The following is a 17,725-nucleotide window of genomic DNA, read 5'->3' on the forward strand; positions in this document are numbered from 1 at the left end:
TCAAATGTCACTGTTAGAAATCAAGAATCTCAGCGTTCGCTTCGGCGACGCCAATGCTGTTCCGGTGGTCGACGGTCTCGACATTACCGTGGACAAGGGCGAAGTCCTGGCCATCGTCGGCGAATCGGGTTCCGGCAAGTCCGTGACCATGATGGCGCTGATGGGCCTGATCGATCATCCGGGAATCGTTACCGCCGACGCGCTGAATTTCGACGGCAAGAACATGCTCAAGCTCAGCAACCGTCAGCGCCGGAAAATCGTCGGTAAAGACCTGGCCATGGTCTTCCAGGACCCGATGACCGCGCTGAACCCGAGCTACACCGTCGGTTTCCAGATCGAAGAAGTGCTGCGTCTGCACCTGAAAATGTCCGGCAAGCAAGCCCGCAAGCGCGCCATCGAACTGCTGGAAAAAGTAGAAATCCCGGGCGCTGCCAGCCGTATGGACGCCTACCCGCACCAACTGTCCGGTGGTATGAGCCAGCGTGTGGCGATTGCCATGGCGATTGCCGGTGAACCGAAACTGCTGATCGCCGACGAACCGACCACCGCGCTCGACGTGACGATTCAGGCGCAGATCATGGACCTGCTGTTGGCGTTGCAGAAAGAGCAGAACATGGGCCTGGTGCTGATCACTCACGACCTCGCGGTGGTGGCCGAAACCGCCCAGCGCGTGTGCGTGATGTACGCCGGCCAAGCGGTCGAAGTCGGTCAAGTGCCACAGCTGTTCGACATTCCGGCGCACCCGTACAGCGAAGCGCTGCTCAAGGCGATTCCGGAACACAGCCTCGGTGCCACGCGCCTGGCTACGCTGCCTGGCATCGTTCCCGGTCGTTATGACCGTCCGCAAGGCTGCCTGCTGTCGCCACGCTGCCCGTATGTGCAGGACAACTGCCGCGCGCAACGTCCGGCCCTTGACCCGAAAAGCAACAGCCTCGCCCGCTGCTTCTACCCGCTTAATCAGGAGGTGGCGTAATGGCCGTCGTACTTACCGCCCGCAACCTGACCCGTCACTACGAAGTGTCCCGCGGCCTGTTCAAAGGCCACGCGACCGTGCGTGCCCTGAACGGTGTGTCGTTTGAACTGGAAGCCGGCAAGACCCTCGCGGTCGTCGGCGAATCGGGCTGCGGCAAATCCACCCTGGCCCGTGCCCTGACACTGATCGAAGAACCGTCCTCCGGCTCCTTGAAAATCGCCGGGCAGGAAGTCGCCGGTGCCAACAAGTCCGAGCGCAAGCAACTGCGCAAAGACGTACAGATGGTGTTCCAGAGCCCTTACGCCTCGTTGAACCCACGGCAGAAGGTCGGTGATCAACTGGCCGAGCCGCTGTTGATCAACACCAACCTGAGCGCCTCGGAACGTCGCGAGAAAGTTCAGGCGATGATGAAGCAGGTGGGTTTGCGTCCTGAGCACTACCAGCGTTATCCGCACATGTTCTCCGGTGGTCAACGCCAGCGGATCGCTCTCGCTCGCGCAATGATGCTGCAGCCCAAAGTGTTGGTCGCGGACGAACCGACCTCGGCGCTGGACGTATCGATTCAGGCGCAGGTGCTGAACCTGTTCATGGACCTGCAACAAGAGTTCAACACGGCTTACGTGTTCATCTCCCACAACCTGGCGGTGGTGCAACACGTTGCCGATGACGTGATGGTGATGTACCTCGGTCGTCCGGTGGAAATGGGTCCGAAAAACGACATCTACAAACGCCCGCTGCACCCCTACACCCAAGCGTTGTTGTCGGCGACCCCGACCATTCACCCGGACCCGAACAAGCCGAAAATCAAGATCGTCGGCGAACTGCCCAACCCGCTGAACCCGCCGTCCGGCTGCGCTTTCCACAAGCGTTGCCCGTACGCCACCGAACGCTGCAGCACCGAAGAGCCGGCCCTGCGCCTGCTCGACAGCCGCCAGGTGGCATGCCACTACGCCGAGCAATTCCTCGACGGCGCAGCATAAAAATGTGGGAGCGAGCCGGCTCGCGAAGGCGGTCTTTCAGTCGGCAGTGATGTTGACTGAAATGACGCCTTCGCGAGCAGGCTCACTCCCACACGGTTTCTATCCCACCCTTCTGCAGGACTGCGCATTAGTCCGGCAGGAGGTTTTTTGTCTATCGTTTAAGCCCCTTCATCTTCGTCGCTGTTCGGCTCGTCTGTAGTCGAGTCATCATCGCCTTCGCTACCGCCCTGCCCTTTGTCCCCGCCCTCGGATTCAGATTTGGCGATCATCAGGTCCGTGTGCGTCACTTGCCCGCTCGAAGCGTGCTCCCCCTGATCCGGGCACTGCGCCCACGCCGCCGACATGCCAACGGACAGCATCACCAAAACCTTAAGCAACAGCACAACGCGTTGAAAAATGCTCATAACCGATTCCATCCTTCAAAAGTGAAGCGTGGGTGTCTGTCTGGCGCTGAATGAAATTTAGTTCCGATCAGCATTGTTCTCCAGATAGGACGCTAATGTATGGACGGAAATGCCATGGAACAGCAGATTGGTTTGGAATAACGCCTATAACCAGTTTAGCTAATTGAAACGGGGCGCTCAGCGAGACGCCAGGTAAATCAGCGGCATTGAGAAGCTCGCCAAACAGAGGAAAGGCTTGTATCGATAAGGTACGCATGAACCCGCAGCCGTATCAGAGACCTCATCCAGCGACTACGACGACACACGCTTTTGCATTGATCATTTCCAGACCAAACTATCGGCATTAGCTGGTGACTGTCAGCTCACCATCGCGAGCAAGTAGTGTTCACTTAAGCGAATGTTGTCCTTTGTAGGAGCGAGCTTGCTCCGGGCGGCGTTCCGACGATGGATGTCAGGGCAACGCGGTTCGTCAGGGAGTGAGCACTATCGTTGGTGTTTTTCGCGAGCGAGCTCGCTCCTACAGGGCACAAAAAAAGCCCCGCAGCTTTCGCAACGGGGCTTTGGGGTGTTCCGGCCTGGCGCTTAGTGATGCTCACGCGTCGCACGGAATTTCACGTCCGGCCAGCGTTCTTCCATCAACGCCAGGTTGACCCGGGTCGGCGCCAGGTAGGTCAGATGACCGCCACCGTCGACCGCGAGGTTTTCCACGGCCTTGACCCGGAACTCCTCGAACTTCTTCTTATCATCGCAATCGATCCAGCGCGCGGAATACACGGTGATCGGCTCGTACGAGCACTCGACCTTGTATTCCTCTTTCAAGCGGCTGGCGACCACATCGAACTGCAGCACACCGACGGCGCCCAGGATGATGTCGTTGCTGCGCTCGGGGAAGAACACCTGGGTCGCGCCCTCTTCCGCGAGTTGTTGCAGGCCCTGGCGCAGTTGCTTGGATTTCAGCGGGTCACGCAGGCGCACGCGACGGAACAGTTCCGGGGCGAAGTGCGGGATGCCGGTGAAGCCCAGGACTTCGCCTTCGGTGAAGGTGTCGCCAATCTGGATCGTGCCGTGGTTGTGCAGGCCGATGATGTCGCCGGCAAACGCTTCTTCCAGTTGCTCACGCTCGGAGGAGAAGAAGGTCAGCGCATCGCCGATCCGCACGTCTTTGCCGGTGCGCACGTGGCGCATTTTCATGCCTTTTTCGTACTTGCCGGAGCAGATCCGCATGAAGGCGATGCGGTCGCGGTGTTTCGGGTCCATGTTCGCCTGGATCTTGAACACGAAACCGGCGAATTTCTCTTCAACCGGCTCCACGGTGCGCTCGTTGGCGACACGGGCCAGCGGTTTCGGCGCCCAGTTGACCACGGCGTCGAGCACGTGATCGACACCAAAGTTGCCCAGCGCAGTACCGAAGAATACCGGGGTCAGTTGGCCGTCGAGGAATTCCTGCTGGTTGAATTCGTGACAGGCGCCCTGCACCAGTTCCAGCTGATCGACAAAGCGATCGTACTCGTCGCCCAAGTGCGCGCGGGCTTCATCGGAGTCGAGTTTCTCGATGATTTTCACATCGGTACGCTCGTGGCCATGGCCAGCGGTGTACACGATGATGTAGTCGTCGGCGAGGTGATAAACGCCCTTGAAGTCGCGGTAGCAACCGATCGGCCAGGTGATCGGCGCAGCCTTGATCTTCAGGACCGCTTCGATTTCGTCGAGCAGTTCGATCGGGTCGCGGATATCACGGTCGAGTTTGTTGATGAAGCTGACGATCGGCGTGTCGCGCAGACGGCAGACGTCCATCAGCGCGATGGTACGTGGCTCTACACCCTTACCGCCGTCGAGGACCATCAAGGCCGAGTCCACCGCCGTCAGGGTGCGGTAAGTATCTTCGGAGAAGTCTTCGTGGCCAGGGGTGTCGAGCAGGTTGATCATGTGATCGCGATACGGGAACTGCATGACCGACGTGGTAATGGAAATACCCCGTTGTTTTTCCATTTCCATCCAGTCGGAGGTGGCATGGCGGTCAGACTTGCGAGATTTCACCGTGCCAGCAATCGCAATCGCCTTGCCCATCAGCAAGAGCTTCTCGGTGATGGTGGTTTTACCGGCATCGGGGTGGGAAATAATGGCGAAAGTGCGGCGTTTCGCGACTTCGGCGGCCTGTTTGGTCATGGGAAATCGCCTGGCAGGTGATTCAAAAAAGGGCGGCGAGTATAGCGCAAACAGACATCTACAGACCACCGTTCGCCCTGTAGCAGCTGCCGAGCCTGCGAGGCTGCGTTCGGCGGCGCAGCCGTCGTAAAACCAGACGCTGCGGTGTATCCGGCAGACCCAGTGTGTCGACTCTACGACGGCTGCGCCGCCGGACGCAGCCTCGCAGGCTCGGCAGCTGCTACACCGGCAAACGAGATCCGGGGTGGCTAAATGCTGCTAAATATGGAACCTTTTAAAAGGTGCAGACGTCCACTCCCCTGTTATGGCACTCGTATCAGGGGCTGAAAAATCAGCAAGTTAGCCTGACGAGGCTGCGCTTATGGCTCGATACGCCGTACGCCTTCCCCCTGTAGGAGCGAGCTCGCTCGCGATGGACGTCAACGATAACGCGTGTTGTCTGGATATACGCGTTGCCTGCATGTTTTTCGCGAGCAAGCTCGCTCCTACAAGGAACGCGCTCGGCATGAAGAGCTGCTTCTCGCGAACGTTTTTTTACCCGGCAGCCAGCAATGGCCTGCCACACGGGACTGCGTTCGCCGACAAAGAAAAAAGGAGTCCGCCTGTGGCTATTCGCTATGGCAAAGGGCTGATAGGAGGTGCGGTTGTCGTCGCCCTCCTGGCCCTGCTGGTCCACTGGATTGGCATCAACACGATCGAACATTACCGCGACGATTTGTTGTTTTACCTGCAAGCTCATCTGCTTCTCGTCCTCGTTTCCATGCTGGCCGCCCTTGTTGTGGGCATCCCCGCCGGCATCTTCCTCAGCCGCCCGACCATGGTGGACCGTGCTGAGCGCTTCATGCAGATCTTCAACATCGGCAACACCGTGCCGCCTCTTGCCGTACTCGCCATCGCCCTGGGAATCCTCGGCATCGGCAGTGGCCCTGCGATCTTCGCCCTGTTCCTCGCCTCGCTGTTGCCGATCGTGCGCAACACCTATGAAGGCCTGAAAAACGTTCAAGGTTCGCTCAAGGAAGCGGCCGTCGGCATCGGCATGACGCCCACTCAAGTGTTGTGGCGAGTCGAATTACCGAACGCGGTGCCGATCATCATCGGCGGTGTACGCATCGCCCTGGCGATCAACGTCGGCACCGCACCGCTGGCGTTCCTGATTGGTGCCAACAGCCTGGGCAGCCTGATTTTCCCCGGCATCGCCCTGAACAATCAGCCGCAACTGCTGCTCGGCGCGGCCTGCACCGCCCTGCTGGCCTTGCTGCTCGACGGCCTGGTGACACTCGCCAGCCGCCTTTGGCTCGAACGCGGCCTGCGCCCGTCTTAAGCCCGCAAAGGAATCAACATGAAAGCTCTTTTTCTAAAAGGCGGTAGCTTATTTTTAGGCTGCGCCCTGCTGTTCGCAGGATTTGCCCAAGCCGCTGAAAAACCGGTGATCCGCATCGGCGCCCGGGTGTTCACCGAACAAACCCTGCTGGCGGAAATCACCGCCCAATACCTGCGCACCAAGGGTTACGACACCCAGGTGACTGGCGGCCTGGGTAGCAACCTGGCCCGCAGCGCCCACGAAAGTGGCCAACTGGACCTGATGTGGGAATACACCGGCGTGTCGCTGGTGGCTTACAACCACATCACGGAAAAACTCGATAGCGCTCAGTCCTACGCCAAGGTGAAAGAACTCGACGCGAAAAAAGGCCTGATCTGGCTCACCCCGTCGAAATTCAGCAACACCTACGCCCTGGCCCTGCCGGAAAACACCGCGAAGGCCTACCCGCAGATCAACACCATCAGCGAGCTGAACACGGTGTTGCAGGCTGAGGCGAAAACCAATCATCTGGTGGCGCTGGATACCGAGTTCGCCAACCGCTCCGATGGTTTGGCTGGCATGGTCGACCTGTACGGCATGAACCTGACTCGCAAAAACATCCGCCAGATGGATGCCGGGCTGGTCTACACCGCCCTGCGTAACGGCCAGGTGTTTGCCGGCCTGGTGTACACCACCGATGGCCGATTGAACGCTTTCAAACTCAAGTTGCTTGAAGACGACAAGCACTACTTCCCGGACTACACCGCCGCGCCGGTGGTGCGTCAGGTTTACCTCGACGCCCATCCGAAACTCGCCGAAGAACTCAAGCCGCTGGCCGAACTGTTCGACGACGCCAACATGCGCCAGCTCAACGCACGGGTCGATGTCGATCACGAAAGCCCTTCATCGGTTGCCGCAGACTTTCTGCGCCAGCATCCGTTGAACTAAGGAGGAAAAGTCATGGAATTTCTGAGCGCCTTTTCCCATCTCGACTGGCCGCTGGTGCTGCACCTGACAGGGCAGCACATCACCCTGGTCGGCATCGCCGTAACCCTGGCAATCATCGTTGGCGTGCCACTGGGCATCCTGATGACGCGTTTCCCGACGCTCGCCGGCCCTTTGCAGGCCAGCGCCACGGTGCTGCTGACCGTGCCGTCGATTGCGCTGTTCGGCCTGCTGCTGCCGTTCTATTCCAAATTCGGCCAGGGCCTGGGCCCGATGCCTGCAATTACGGCGGTGTTTTTGTATTCGCTGCTGCCGATCATGCGCAACACCTACCTGGCGCTGACCGGCGTCGACCCGGGCATTCGCGAAGCCGCACGCGGCATCGGCATGACCTTCGGCCAGCGCCTGCGCATGGTTGAACTGCCGATCGCGGTGCCCGTGATCCTCGCTGGCGTGCGCACCGCCGTGGTCATGAACATTGGTGTCATGACCATTGCTGCGACCATCGGCGCCGGTGGCCTCGGTGTACTCATTCTCGCTTCCATCAGCCGCAGCGACATGTCGATGCTGATCGTTGGTGCCGTGCTGGTCAGTCTCCTGGCCATCTTCGCCGACCTGCTTCTGCAATGGCTGCAACGCTCGCTGACTCCAAAAGGACTCCTGAAATGATCGAACTTCAACACCTCAGCAAGACCTTCCAAAGCAACGGCAAAGAGGTGAAAGCCGTGGACTCGGTAAGCCTGACCGTCAATGAAGGCGAGATCTGTGTGTTCCTCGGACCATCGGGTTGCGGCAAAAGCACCACGCTGAAGATGATCAACCGTTTGATCAAGCCGACCTCGGGCAAGATCCTGATCAACGGCGAGGACACCACTGACCTCGACGCTGTCACCCTGCGTCGTAACATCGGTTATGTGATCCAGCAGATCGGTCTGTTCCCGAACATGACCATCGAGGAAAACATCACCATCGTTCCGCGCCTGCTGGGCTGGGGCAAACAGAAATGCCACGATCGTGCCCGCGAGTTGATGAGCATGATCAAGCTCGAGCCCAAGCAGTACCTGAATCGCTATCCACATGAGCTATCGGGCGGTCAGCAGCAGCGGATCGGTGTGATTCGTGCGTTGGCAGCGGATGCGCCTCTGCTGTTGATGGACGAACCGTTCGGCGCGGTCGACCCGATCAACCGCGAAATGATCCAGAACGAGTTTTTCGAGATGCAGCGTGCGCTGAACAAGACCGTGATCATGGTCAGCCACGATATCGACGAGGCGATCAAACTGGGGGACAAGATCGCGATCTTCCGTGCGGGCAAACTGCTGCAGATCGACCATCCGGACACCCTGCTCGCGCACCCGGTGGATGACTTTGTCAGCAACTTCGTCGGTCAGGACAGCACGCTCAAGCGTCTGTTGCTGGTCAAAGCCGAGGACGCGGCGGACAACGCGCCGTCGGTGAACCCGCAGACGCCTGTGGTCGAAGCCCTGGAATTGATGGACGAACTGGACCGCCGCTACGTGGTGGTCACTTGCGCTGAAAACAAAGCCCTGGGATACGTGCGTCGTCGCGACCTGCACCGTCAGACCGGCACTTGCGCGCAATACCTGCGCGAGTTCAACGCTACCGCGGCGTTTGACGAGCATTTGCGCATCCTGTTGTCGCGCATGTACGAGTTCAATCGCTCGTGGTTGCCGGTGATGGATGCCGAGCGGGTGTTCCTGGGTGAAGTGACGCAGGAATCGATTGCAGAATATTTGAGTTCCGGCAAGTCCCGTGGGGGCAAGACCAGCATTGTTTCGCCGGCCGAGACGGCGGTCGCCTGAGCTGACGCCTTCGCGGGCAAGCCTCGCTCCTACAGGTGCAGTGTTACGGCATGCATCAAACCTGTAGGAGCGAGGCTTGCCCGCGAATGGGGCACCACAAATACCCGCTGAATCCCCTCAAATACCCCTCCACAGGGAACATCACACTGTCACGCAGGTCGGTTACATCAGTAGCTGTCCGGGACCGCACGACGGATGCGTGCAAAAACGCGACATTTTTTGTTGATCTCAAGCCCCTCACGCCCTAAAGTTCGCGCCGAACGTCCATGCTGGAAACGATCCATCCGGCTCAAGTACTGACGACGAGACAGCAAGGCCAAGGGAAGCACCGCCTCCCATGGCCTTTTTGCTTTCGGCGACATGCCTTGGGAAGTAGGCGAACCAAAGTGGGGATACGGAGGACGTTCATTTGCACCCATTGTTAATTTCAGTTTGCCAGTAGGAGTTCCCAGCATGTCGATCAACGTCGAAGACTATTTCGCACGTGAAACCTTTCAGAAAATGAAAGCGTTCGCCGACAAACAAGAGACCCCGTTCGTGGTGATCGACACCGCGATGATCAGCCAGGCCTATGACGACCTGCGCGCCGGTTTCGAATTCGCCAAGGTTTACTACGCGGTCAAGGCCAACCCGGCCGTCGAAATCATCGACCTGCTCAACGAGAAAGGCTCGAACTTCGACATCGCGTCGATCTACGAGCTCGACAAGGTCATGAACCAGGGCGTCGGCCCGGATCGCATCAGCTACGGCAACACCATCAAGAAATCCAAGGACATTCGCTACTTCTACGAGAAGGGCGTGCGTCTGTATGCCACCGACTCCGAAGCCGACTTGCGCAACATCGCCAAGGCCGCACCGGGTTCGAAAGTTTACGTGCGCATCCTCACCGAAGGCTCGACCACCGCTGACTGGCCTTTGTCGCGCAAATTCGGCTGCCAGACCGACATGGCCATGGACCTGCTGATCCTCGCCCGCGACCTGGGCCTGGTGCCTTACGGCATCTCGTTCCACGTCGGCTCGCAACAGCGCGACATCAGCGTTTGGGACGCGGCGATCGCCAAGGTCAAAGTGATCTTCGAACGCCTGAAAGAAGAAGACGGCATCCACCTGAAGTTGATCAACATGGGCGGCGGCTTCCCGGCCAACTACATCACCCGCACCAACAGCCTGGAAACCTACGCCGAAGAAATCATCCGTTTCCTCAAGGAAGACTTCGGTGATGACCTGCCGGAAATCATCCTGGAGCCAGGCCGTTCGTTGATCGCCAACGCCGGCATCCTGGTCAGCGAAGTGGTATTGGTCGCGCGTAAATCCCGTACCGCCGTCGAGCGATGGGTGTACACGGATGTGGGCAAATTCTCCGGCCTGATCGAAACCATGGACGAAGCCATCAAGTTCCCGATCTGGACCGAGAAGAAAGGCGAGATGGAAGAAGTCGTCATCGCCGGCCCCACCTGCGACAGCGCCGACATCATGTACGAAAACTACAAGTACGGTCTGCCGCTGAACCTGGCAATTGGTGATCGTTTGTACTGGTTGTCGACCGGCGCTTACACCACCAGTTACAGCGCGGTTGAATTCAATGGCTTCCCGCCGCTGAAGTCGTTTTACGTGTAACTACCGCTAGCTGAAAACAAAAGGTCCATGACATGTCATGGACCTTTTTTTATGGCCGGGACCATTGTTGCATTCGGTCAGCCATCGACTTGACCTCTTTCAGCACGTGCTCGACCTGCGCCAGGACGCAATTCAATTGCGAGAGTTTCATGGTCGGTTTGACGTCCCGTAACTCACGCTCTGCAGTTATCAGAAAGCTGCACATTGCAAAGAGGAAGTCGTTCAGATTGTGAATGGCAGAACAGGCATCCGTTTTGATCGCGAACAGTTCGCGCAGATGCTCATTCGCCCGGGCCTGACGCGCCTGCGCAGAACTGCCTGGACTGGAGGTATCCTTCGTGCCCGGGAGACTTGATCCACTGCCCACGTACCAGGCTTCAATCCGGGAATAGTGCGAATGGCACTCACACGGTTGCAAGGTCAACGACCTGAAAAAACGCTCAAACACGTTGTGGATATCAAGAGCCAATTCCTTTGGCACAGCCTTGAAATCCAACAGCGCGGAAGTGGTTCGACCCAAACGGTGGAACAGTTCGAAAGTCAGGCCTTTCACATCCGTAGGAGGAAACCAGATCCACCACTGGGAACCGGAGAGGCTGAAACGCTTGAAATCCAAGGCGCGGATACGGACACGCCTACCGTTGCGAGGCATTTCTTTTGCTACTTTTCGGCATTCGTCGGCAAATTCAGCGATATGGCTCAAACTCTCATTACACACTTTACCCAGCGCGCCAATATCAGCCTCTAGCCGCTCCAGGTAACCGGTACTGAATGAAGCCAATACCTTAAGGCGCTCGGCATCGGGGGGAGTGGTCAGCACATGCCCCTGACGTTGCAAGTAATCTGAATAGCTTTTTAACTGATCCAACGTGGAGGGAAGTGCGCGGAGAAAATTAAAGTATTTTCTCAAAGCGCCAAAATGCCGCTCCGCGAGCAGGAATTCATACATGGGAAATAACCTGATGGGTATCAGGCAGGGCGTCATCATCCTCGTGGGACGAGCCCCCTGCCATCAGTGAACGCTATCGTTACGGCCGTGATAAAGGCGTCAGAAAACCGATGAACAGGCCTGCTTCTCTTATCGCACTGGCGCTGCGCATCGCGACATCACCCACCTTGTTTCCCTCCACAATGGCCAGGAATTGCTTGAACGCGGCGTCAGCCTGCTTGTACTCGCCAACATAACGATTGCGTTGCTCATCCAGCGCATGGATCAAGTGAATAAACTCGACCTTGCCGAGCAACTGATCAATATCCTTGTCTTTCTGCGCAATCTTCCGGCCAAGCTCATTAATCTTTTCCTGAAGCTTGTTACTTTCATTGATCATGGCGATGAACGTAATACCGCTGCCGATATTGGTCATGGCTTTTTTCAGCTCTTCGATCGCAAACATCACGATCTGAGCTTGCGGTGGTGCCATGCCCAGCTCTTTGAGCTTTTCAATGGTCAACGCAATGTCTTTACCGATTTTTTCGATGCCGGCTTGTTCAATAGCGCTGATTGCATCCGATAGAACCTTGAGTTCGCCCTGAAGCTTGGTCCGGACCTCGCCTAACGCTTGCCTGGCCTCCCTGGCATCGAGCTGGTCCTTTTCCAGACCTGCGATGTAGCCCAGCGTGATGCGCTGGTCATACCCGTCACTGATGTTGGCCAAGCGAGTACTCACTTTGCCCGCCTCGTTGCGAGTAATGGCGAACATCTCCTTCAAGTCCGCTACGAGATCTTCCTCAATCTCGTCAAATTCCTCAGTGCCCTCCACGGCCCCCGTCAGCTCCTTTTCATGAGCAACCAGCTTACGAACCACGGATTCCAGGCCCATCTTGCTGTTGAGGCTGGCCTCTCGCAGATCGCGGGCCGCGGCACTGACATCGCCGAGCAACCTTTTGAAGCGATCGAATACACCCGGCAGGTAATTGAGCCGGATAAAAAGCGCTTCGGCGGCGACGGCATCGTTGCGCATTGCGTAATGACTGTCCTTCATTACCTGAAGGTTCAATGCCGGGTAATCACGTTTACTGGAAAAAGACTTCATTTTTGGCACCACCATTCCCTGGTTTTGGCCGTCATCCCGATCGGCCTCCTTGAACACTTCAATCAACAGGTCTGCATCGTTGTGGATTTGCACCCAAGGGCCAACGACCTCCCGGAATGCCGACATGAATCGTCTCAGCGTCAGCGCATCGGTGATCCCCGCCATGGCTGTCGAAGACTCATCGACATAACGATGCATCACATTCCAGACATGCATAAGATTCTGAGTTGCCAGATCAGCATCGATGGCAATCACCGTCAGGTTTTGCAGGTCCTGCTCTACACGTTTCAACGAACCTAGGGTCTGATTCATGTTACTCAGGACTTCAATATCCTTGTCCTGCAACGCGTTGAGCGCTTTGCGCGCGTTTCGTACTGCCTCAGCCTCTACGCCGTAGTAAATGGCCATCCCCAAACCAAAAATATTCAACCCGGCCGCCGAACTTAAAGCCTTGTCGACCAATGCCTGATATTGGGTGTTCTTTTCCAGAATCTCTGCGGCTCGACGGGCGATCACTTCATCAAGTTTTTTCACTTCGACTGGATAGGCATTGGTTTGAATCAGTGCCACTCTCAGTTTGATGCCTGGAAGCACTTTTTCTCGCAGATCATAACCAAACTTGTCCAGGTCAGTTTTTATGCCACGGACGTTTTCCAGATTGGATGTCACCCGTTCGAATATTTTACCCAGATAAAACTTCATGTCCGGAATTGTGTCCGACTCCAGTTCTATCCCGGGAAACCTGTCGCCCATCTCAAGTTGTAATTGCTTCAGTTGCTCCAGTGTTTTGACATTATATTTTTCAAGCAGTGGCCCGGACTTGAGATCAAGGTAGACGTCCTCCATGTCTTTGCCATAGCGCTGCATGCTGGCGCCAAACAATTTCAACTCGGTGCCGGTGATCATGATGCGTTCACGCAACGGTGACCAGCGCCTGGCATGGTCGCGAGTATCGGTAAACGTCTTCAGGAAATCGGCGGCCCTGAGACCGATACCGCCATCCTGGCCGGCACCAAAGCGCAAATAGTCGGTGACATCCTTAAGTGTGTGAGGAAGCGCCAGACCCGCCGCCTCGTACCGTCTCAGATCGATGATTTGTTTTTTTGTCAGTAACAAACCGGTTTCGCGCGTCACTTCGTCCGCTTCTCCTTTGGAGGCATCGGACAGAATTTTTGGAACCTGCGTCGCAAACTCGGTAATTTTTTCGTAGTTCGCGCCCTGTAACGAACGCTCCCACAATGTATTATTGCTCATAATTATTCCATTAATTATATGCATGACCTTATTCGAACGACATGAGATCGATCGCTATTACGCAACAGATAAAACCCACTCAGTTGCGCTGACAAAAAGACTAGATCACTTATAAAAGCGATGTCAAAGAAACCCTGACAGCCATATATAAGAAAAGAATACACAGCAGAAAACAATCAACTTGATTTACACAAGGCGCACGTTCAAACCTGGCCGAAAAGCGCTCGCGCATGATTTGCATAATCCTCAGCCAATAACTTCAGCAACGGTTCGGACGTTTCCCGCAAGCGTTGGGCACTGACCTCAAGGAAATGCTGATTTCCGTTAAGCATTGCCTGACGTAACCACACCATCCCTTCTGCGAGGCACCCCTGTTCCACCAGAACAGCGCCATGGCTGAACTGGCCACGAAAATCGCCGGCTTCGGCCGAGCGTCGATACCAATCGCGGGCGGCGGGCGGGTCCACCGGGCAAAACCGCCCCTCTTCCAGATAACGCCCCAGCAGGTTCATCGACTTTGCATGGCCGAGTTCAGCGGCGCGGCGATAAAGATTCAGCGCTTGTGACTGATCCTCGATCACGCCACGCCCGGTGGCGAGCAAATTGGCGTAGTTGTACATCGCCCAATCCAGCCCCGCTTCGGCTGCCTGGCGGTAATGAACAACGGCAACGGCAGCGTCGGCGGTGCAACCCCAACCGCGCTCATGGCAACGGCCAAGCATGTTGCGCGCCATCAGATGGCCCCGTTGCGCGGCGATCTCGAACCAGCGCAGGGCCAGTGGCTGGTCCTGCTCGATGCCTTGCCCGTCCAGCAGGATTTGCCCAAGCAAGGCCTGAGCATCGAGAACACCTTCGCGGGCAGCCACCAGAATCGCCTGGGCAGCTCGCGCGGGGCTTTCGTCGAGCATGGCTTTGAGACGATCGCCATCGAGCACTTCTTCACGGCGCAATTGAAAACTCATGCCTTACACCTCGACCCAGCGTCGCAACAGGTTGTGATACGTGCCAGTCAGTCGAATCAGCGAAGGATGGTCGGGCAGGTCCTGCGTCAACTGCTGGATCGCCCCATCCATCTCGAACAGCAGCGCACGCTGGCTGTCTTCGCGGACCAGGCTTTGGGTCCAGAAGAATGAGGCATAGCGAGTGCCGCGGGTCACGGCATTGACCTTGTGCAGGCTGGTGCCGGGGTACAGGACCATGTCGCCAGCGGGCAACTTGACCCGTTGGGTGCCAAAGGTGTCCTGGATTTCCAGTTCGCCGCCGTCGTAGTCCTCAGGCTCGCTGAAGAACAGCGTTGCCGACAGGTCAGTGCGCACGCGCTCGATGCTGCCCCTGGGCTGACGCACGGCATTATCGATGTGGAAATCAAAGCTGCCACCCGCCGTGTAACAGTTGAGCAGCGGTGGAAAAACCTTATGCGGTAGCGCTGCTGACATGAACAGCGGATTTTTCCACAACCGCTCAAGCATCGCCGCGCCCACTTCCTTGGCCAGTGGATGACCTTCAGGCAGTTGCAAATTGTGCTTGGCTTTGGCCGATTGAAAGCCGGCGGTGATTTTGCCATCCGCCCAATCGGCCTGCTCCAGGGCCTCCCGAATGCGCTGCACTTCTTCTTTCGCGAACACGCAGGGAATGTGCAACAGCATGGGAAGGACACCTGAAAGCAAAGGGGCGCTAATGGTATTGATTCTTATTGCCCATGTAAAACCCCACTGCCGAACGAATCCGCGAAACCGTAAGGATAAATTGTAAAGAATGTAAATTCAGTGCAAATAGCAACATTTCGCAATTGATACAAATACTTATTTACCCTATATTCCGCGGCCTCAAATCCTTGGGGAGGGGAATTCAAATGTCACGCCAACAACCACCATTACCTGTCAGCTCGCCGCGCTTGCTGGCCTCTGCGATTGGCATGGCGATCACCGCCGGCTCGGCAGGCCAAATGGTTTTCGCGGCCGAAAAGACCGACGAAAAAGCACCGGGCAATGCCATTTCTCTGGACGCTACCAGCGTTGTTGGCGAGCAAGTCGATACCTCCTACAAGATCGACACCTCGGCTTCCATCAAGTACACCGCACCGCTGCGCGAAACGCCAAGAACCGTCACCGTGATCCCGCAACAAGTGATCCGCGACACCGGCGCCACGAGTCTGGTTGATGCATTGCGCACCACCCCGGGTATCACCTTCGGGGCTGGCGAAGGCGGCAACCCGGCGGGCGATCGTCCGATCATTCGCGGCTTCAGCGCTGAAAGTGATGTGTTCGTCGACGGCATGCGTGACCCAGCATCGCAAAGCCGCGAGATCTTCGACGTCGAATCGATTGAAGTCAGTAAAGGCCCGGGGTCGGCCTACACCGGCGCAGGGTCTACCGGTGGCAGCCTGAACCTGGTGAGCAAGACTGCCAAACTGGGTAATTTCTACAACGGCGGCTTCACATGGGGCTCGGATCAGACCAAGCGCACCACCCTCGATCTGAACCAGCAGATGACCGACACTTCGGCTTTGCGTCTGAACCTGATGAAGCACGAAGCTAACGTCGCGGGCCGAGATGCCGTGGACGTCAGCCGTTGGGGCGTGGCGCCCTCCTTCGCTTTCGGCCTGGGCACCGACACCCGCTTGACCGTCGGCTACTACCACGTCGAAACCGATGACATGCCGGACTATGGCATCCCGCTGACCCTGAACCCCGCCCGCAGCAAGTACAACGTCGATAAACCTGTGGATGTCGACCGGGACAACTTCTACGGTTTGACCGGTCGCGACTTTCGCCAGACCACAAACGACAGCGGCACCCTCAAGATCGAACACGATCTGAATGACGACCTGACCGTTTCCAACAGTTTCCGCATGTCCCGTTCGACCCTCGACTACATTGTCACCAACCCGGACGACAGCAAGGGTAACGTCGCCCTTGGCAGCGTGTATCGCGGCGCGAAAAGCCGAAACTCAACGTCCAGCGGCTGGGTCAACCAGACCGACCTGAGCGCCAGGTTCAACACCGGCGCCATCGCGCACAGCCTGGTCACCGGCCTTGAGTTTTCCTATCAAGACACCCACAACCGCCCGTACATCCTGACCTCGACCGCCAGCGGCACCCGCTGCAACAGCGCGCTGTTCACCTCCGGCGACTGCACCAGCCTGCAAAACCCGACGCCTGGGGATAACTGGAAAGGCACGATCACCGACAGCGCCGCGTTCACCGACACCGACACCAACACCGCTGCGGCCTACGTGTTCGACACGCTGAAGTTCAACCAGCAATGGTCCCTGAACCTGGGCCTGCGTTACGACAACTACCAGGTCACATCCAGCGGTCACGCCATCGCCAGCAGCACAGCACCGGCGAACGACTTCTCCCGTGAGAACACCAGCGACCTGGTCAACTACCAGATCGGCGTGGTCTACAACCCGTTGCCCAACGGCAGTATCTACGCGGCCTACTCCACCTCCAGCAACCCGTCCGGTGAAACCAGCGGCAACGGCGGCCTGGACCTGGCGGCGAACAACAGCGATCTGGACCCGGAAAAGAACCGCAACTACGAGATCGGTACCAAGTGGGACTTCTTCGGTGACGAACTGTCGCTGACCGCCGCACTGTTTCGCACCGAGAAAACCAACGCTCGTATCAACGATCCGGATGGCGCCACCACTCAAGTGCTCGATGGCGAGCAGCGGGTGAACGGTCTGGAACTGTCCTACGCGGGCAAGCTGACCCGTAACTGGAAGGTCTTCGGCGGCTACACCTATATGGAAAGCGAAGTAGTCAAAACGACCCTCGCCGCTGATGAAGGCAACCACATGCCGAGCACCCCGCGGAATAACTTCACCTTCTGGTCGACTTATGACCTGGTGCCGGACAAGTTCACCGTCGGCGCGGGAGCCACGTTCGTCGATTCGCAATTCGGCAACGTCGCCAACTCGGTGGAGATCCCGTCCTACTGGCGCTACGACGCAATGGCCAGCTACGCCCTGACCAAGAACGTCGACCTGCAACTCAACGTGCAGAACCTGACCGACAAGCGTTACTTCGACCAAGTGTTCCAGACGCATTACGCCCATGTGGCGCCGGGTCGTACCGCCCTGCTGAGCGCCAACTTCCACTTCTGATTGCCAGGCACACCGCAATCCCTGTGGGAGAGGATGAAGACTGAAATCAGGGCCAAAGCCCCGTTCATCCAGGTGAACGGGGCTTTTGTGCGTAAAAAGGAATGTTTCTCGACAACCCA

Annotated in this window: 14 protein-coding genes; 8 read left to right on the forward strand and 6 right to left on the reverse strand. The window is 57.4% G+C overall.

The annotated features are described in order from the left end of the window. Positions 1-4 precede the first annotated feature (4 nt). A complete protein-coding gene (locus tag ACM6IR_RS16665) occupies positions 5-973 on the forward strand; it encodes an ABC transporter ATP-binding protein (RefSeq protein ID WP_414908712.1) in 969 nt (322 codons plus the stop codon). Beyond that, positions 973-1,953: a peptide ABC transporter ATP-binding protein gene (locus tag ACM6IR_RS16670; protein ID WP_414908713.1), complete on the forward strand. Its 981-nt coding sequence runs from the start codon at positions 973-975 to the stop codon at positions 1,951-1,953. Before ACM6IR_RS16665 ends, ACM6IR_RS16670 begins: the two co-directional genes overlap by 1 nt. 158 nt (positions 1,954-2,111) lie before the next feature. Here the strand turns inward: ACM6IR_RS16670 and ACM6IR_RS16675 are convergent, their stop codons facing one another. Continuing rightward, complete coding sequence (locus ACM6IR_RS16675) at positions 2,112-2,357, reverse strand: hypothetical protein (RefSeq protein WP_414908714.1); 246 nt, start codon at positions 2,355-2,357, stop codon at positions 2,112-2,114. A gap of 582 nt (positions 2,358-2,939) precedes the next feature. Then, the gene (locus tag ACM6IR_RS16680) at positions 2,940-4,523 is read right to left on the reverse strand and encodes a peptide chain release factor 3 (RefSeq protein ID WP_007900384.1); all 1,584 of its coding nucleotides are present in this window, start codon (positions 4,521-4,523) and stop codon (positions 2,940-2,942) included. A 604-nt stretch (positions 4,524-5,127) separates the two neighbouring features. Between ACM6IR_RS16680 and ACM6IR_RS16685 the strand changes: the two genes are divergently transcribed. From ACM6IR_RS16685 to ACM6IR_RS16705, 5 genes are all read left to right on the forward strand, one after another. After that, positions 5,128-5,844, forward strand: a complete 717-nt coding sequence (locus ACM6IR_RS16685; RefSeq protein WP_414908715.1) for an ABC transporter permease — start codon at positions 5,128-5,130, stop codon at positions 5,842-5,844. Between the two features lie 18 nt (positions 5,845-5,862). Continuing rightward, entirely contained in the window at positions 5,863-6,771 is a 909-nt protein-coding gene (locus ACM6IR_RS16690) for a glycine betaine ABC transporter substrate-binding protein (protein WP_414908716.1), read from the forward strand. Between the two features lie 12 nt (positions 6,772-6,783). Then, complete coding sequence (locus ACM6IR_RS16695) at positions 6,784-7,437, forward strand: ABC transporter permease (RefSeq protein ID WP_414908717.1); 654 nt, start codon at positions 6,784-6,786, stop codon at positions 7,435-7,437. Beyond that, positions 7,434-8,591: a betaine/proline/choline family ABC transporter ATP-binding protein gene (locus ACM6IR_RS16700; protein ID WP_414908718.1), complete on the forward strand. Its 1,158-nt coding sequence runs from the start codon at positions 7,434-7,436 to the stop codon at positions 8,589-8,591. The genes ACM6IR_RS16695 and ACM6IR_RS16700 overlap by 4 nt, the downstream gene beginning before the upstream one ends. A gap of 453 nt (positions 8,592-9,044) precedes the next feature. After that, entirely contained in the window at positions 9,045-10,208 is a 1,164-nt protein-coding gene (locus ACM6IR_RS16705) for a type III PLP-dependent enzyme (protein WP_414908719.1), read from the forward strand. Positions 10,209-10,257: 49 nt separating this feature from the next. Here ACM6IR_RS16705 and ACM6IR_RS16710 read toward each other — a convergent pair whose 3' ends face one another. From ACM6IR_RS16710 to ACM6IR_RS16725, 4 genes are all read right to left on the reverse strand, one after another. Beyond that, positions 10,258-11,157 carry a hypothetical protein gene (locus ACM6IR_RS16710; RefSeq protein ID WP_414908720.1) on the reverse strand — a complete coding sequence of 300 codons (900 nt, stop codon included), beginning with the start codon at positions 11,155-11,157 and terminating at the stop codon, positions 10,258-10,260. Between the two features lie 79 nt (positions 11,158-11,236). Beyond that, on the reverse strand, positions 11,237-13,495 hold the full coding sequence (locus ACM6IR_RS16715) for an alpha-xenorhabdolysin family binary toxin subunit A (protein ID WP_414908721.1): 2,259 nt from the start codon (positions 13,493-13,495) through the stop codon (positions 11,237-11,239). A gap of 203 nt (positions 13,496-13,698) precedes the next feature. Then, positions 13,699-14,457 carry a tetratricopeptide repeat protein gene (locus tag ACM6IR_RS16720; protein ID WP_414908722.1) on the reverse strand — a complete coding sequence of 253 codons (759 nt, stop codon included), beginning with the start codon at positions 14,455-14,457 and terminating at the stop codon, positions 13,699-13,701. Between the two features lie 3 nt (positions 14,458-14,460). Further along, positions 14,461-15,141: a Fe2+-dependent dioxygenase gene (locus ACM6IR_RS16725; protein ID WP_414908723.1), complete on the reverse strand. Its 681-nt coding sequence runs from the start codon at positions 15,139-15,141 to the stop codon at positions 14,461-14,463. 206 nt (positions 15,142-15,347) lie between these two features. Between ACM6IR_RS16725 and ACM6IR_RS16730 the strand changes: the two genes are divergently transcribed. After that, on the forward strand, positions 15,348-17,606 hold the full coding sequence (locus ACM6IR_RS16730) for a TonB-dependent receptor (protein ID WP_414908724.1): 2,259 nt from the start codon (positions 15,348-15,350) through the stop codon (positions 17,604-17,606). The last annotated feature ends 119 nt before the right edge of the window (positions 17,607-17,725 follow it).

The organism is Pseudomonas sp. IT-P253 (assembly GCF_949768125.1).
Taxonomy (GTDB): domain Bacteria; phylum Pseudomonadota; class Gammaproteobacteria; order Pseudomonadales; family Pseudomonadaceae; genus Aquipseudomonas.